Genomic DNA, 2,748 nt, shown 5'->3' on the forward strand with positions numbered 1-2,748 from the left:
GAAGCCTGCGTCGGCTGATCCTTTTCGGGTACGACAAGGCCGCCGACTCCGTGGTGGTCGGCCCGGTGGGCTTCAAGAAAAGCGCCGCGCCGAACGTCCTGGAGTACGGCGGCGAGACGGTCGTGCTCAAGCGCCGCCGGGGCCGGCTGACCGCGCGGAAGGTCAAGATCGCGCCGCGGCCGTACATGGCCCCAGCGCTGGCGAAGGAGCGGCCCAATCTGCCGCTCCTGTGGCGCAACTCGATCAGGAAAGGTGACTGACCGTGGCGGACACGCGTGGCATCCGAGCCGGACGGGCCTTCGTTGAGCTGGGTGTCAGCGACAAGCTGTCGGCCGGCCTGAAAGCGGCCCAGAAGAAGCTCGAGGCCTTCGGTGCGGGGCTGCGGTCCATCGGCACGAAGCTCGCCGGCATCGGCGTCGCCGCCGTTACGGCGTTGCTCGGCACCGCCAAGGCGTTCTCCGACACCGGGGACGTGCTCGACAAGATGAGCCAGCGGACGGGCGTGAGCGTCGAAGCACTCAGCGAGCTCGGCTACGCCGCCGATCTCTCCGGCACGGACATGGAGACGCTCGAGAACGGCCTCCGCGTCATGCAGAAGTCGCTCGTGGAGGCCGCCAAGGGGTCGCAGGGGACGAACGAAGCGCTCGGGCTGCTGGGTCTGACCGTCGCCGACCTGGCGAAGTTGTCGCCGGATGAGCAGTTCAAACTGCTCGCCGACCGGATCTCCAAGGTGCAGGACCCGGCCCTGCGGGCGTCCCTGGCGATGGAGCTCTTCGGCAAGGCGGGGACGAAGCTGCTGCCGCTCATGGCGGACGGGGCCGCGGGCATCAACGAGATGCAGGAGCAGGCCCGCAAACTCGGGCTGACCGTGAGCACGCAGACCGCCCGCGACGCCGCCGAACTCAACGACGCCCTGGGCACGCTGTGGAAGGTGCTCAAGCAGGGTGTGTTCACGATCGGCGGGGCGCTCGCGCCCACCATCCAGGAACTCACCGAGCGGATCACGCGCGTGGTCGTCAGCGCCACGGCCTGGATCAAGGAGAACAAGGACCTGGTCGTGTGGGCGCTGAAGGTCGCGGCCGCCGTCGCCGTCGCGGGCGTGGCCATCATTGCTCTCGGGTACATCGTCTCGGGGATCGGCGCGGCCCTGGGCCTCGTTGCCGGGATCATCGGCGGCATCGGTACGGCGTTTGGCCTGATCGGTGCCGCCATCGGCGCGATCCTCTCGCCGGTCGGCCTGGTCATCGCCGCGATCGTCGCGCTGGGCGGCGTGCTGGTGGTCGCCACCGGCGCCGGCGGTGAGGCCCTCGCGTGGTTGGGCGAGCAGTTCACGGCGCTGCGGGAATGGGTGTCCAAGGTCGTGGGCGGGATCGCCGACGCCCTGGCCGCCGGCGACATCGCCCTCGCGGCCGAGATCCTGTGGCTCTCGCTCAAGGTCGTCTGGCAGCAGGGCGTGGCGGCGCTGAACAAAGCGTGGCTGGGGGCCAAGGAGTTCTTCGTCTCCACCGCGTACTCCATGTGGTACGGCGCGCTGGCGGCCGCCGAGATCGTGTTCCACGCCCTCGAGGTCGGCTGGATCGAGACGGTCGCGTTCCTCTCCAAGACCTGGACCAACTTCGCCACCGGCTTCCAGATGATCTGGGAGCAGGCATCGTCCTGGGTTGCCAAGCGGATGCTGGAGATCCAGGGGCTCTTCGACTCCGGGCTCGACGTGGACGCCGCGAAGAAGGCCGTGGACCAGCAGCTCGAGTCGCGGCTGGTGGAGCTGGAGAACGCGGCCCAAGAGACCGCGGCCGCACGAGAGAAGGAACGGGCCGCCGAGCGTGAGCAGGCGTCGGCCATCCACGAGGCGACGCTCGCCGCCATCGGCCAGGACTTCGAGGACGCCCAGAAGGCCCTCAGGGACAAGACCGAAGCCGGGCTCGCGGAATCGCAGGCCGCCTTGGACGCCGCGAAGCAGAAACTCGCCGACGCCATCGAGCAGGCCCGCCAGAAGCGCGAGGCGGCGGACGCGGAGCGCGGCCTGGGGGGGCGGAAGACGCCGCAGGACCTCATGGCCGAGTTCGAGGACCGCCTGTCGGGGCTCGGCGATGTGATGGCCAAGGGGATCAGCGTGACGGGCACGTTCAACGCCGCCGGCGCGGCCGGCCTGGGTGGTGGCGATGCGGCGGAACGGACGGCCCGCGCGAGCGAGCAGACGGCCAAGAACACCAAGCGTCTCGTGGACGCGATGGGTACGGGCGGGCTGGCGTTCACCTGAACGGAGTGACGAGTGCCGATCGAGGTGCGTGAGAAGTTCGATTCGCGGCGGCTCACCAAGGGGCAGAACCCCTCGGCGGAGCTGGCGTACATCGTCCTCGGCACCGACGACGACATCGCCGCACGAACAATGTTGGAGGACGGACCGGCAACACGAGAGCCAACGCGACGACTACGGCTTCTTCAGCTCTGCCTTGAGCGAGACCTCGCCAGCAGCGAACACACGGAGCTCTCGCTTGAAAGTCTCGTATCCGTCTTTCTTGACCTCGATCACATGAACGCCCTCGGACAGCTTCAGATTTGCTGGGGCGTTGCCGACGAACAGACCATCGACATAGATGTCGGCGCCTTCAACGGACGCGCTCACGATCACAGTGCCCGTTTGTTGTCCCCCGGGCTGTGCGGCTCCCGGGATCACGACCGTTTGCTGTTGCTGTTGTTGCTGCTGTTGATTCCCCGCCTCGACCTTCGGCCGATCAGGCAGAAAAA

2 protein-coding genes are annotated in these 2,748 nt (G+C 68.2%); one reads left to right on the forward strand and one right to left on the reverse strand.

Annotated features, from left to right (window positions below; genetic code table 11):
• Positions 1–262: 262 nt before the first annotated feature.
• Positions 263–2,260 (forward strand): hypothetical protein, encoded by a 1,998-nt coding sequence (locus FJ251_15235; protein MBM4119055.1) that lies wholly within the window; start codon positions 263–265, stop codon positions 2,258–2,260.
• Positions 2,261–2,431: 171 nt separating this feature from the next.
• Here the strand turns inward: FJ251_15235 and FJ251_15240 are convergent.
• Positions 2,432–2,748, reverse strand: a 317-nt coding sequence (locus FJ251_15240) for a PEGA domain-containing protein (GenBank protein MBM4119056.1), incomplete at its 5' end; no start/stop codon positions are given.

The sequence above is a fragment of the bacterium genome (assembly GCA_016873475.1).
GTDB lineage: Bacteria > Krumholzibacteriota > Krumholzibacteriia > JACNKJ01 > JACNKJ01 > VGXI01.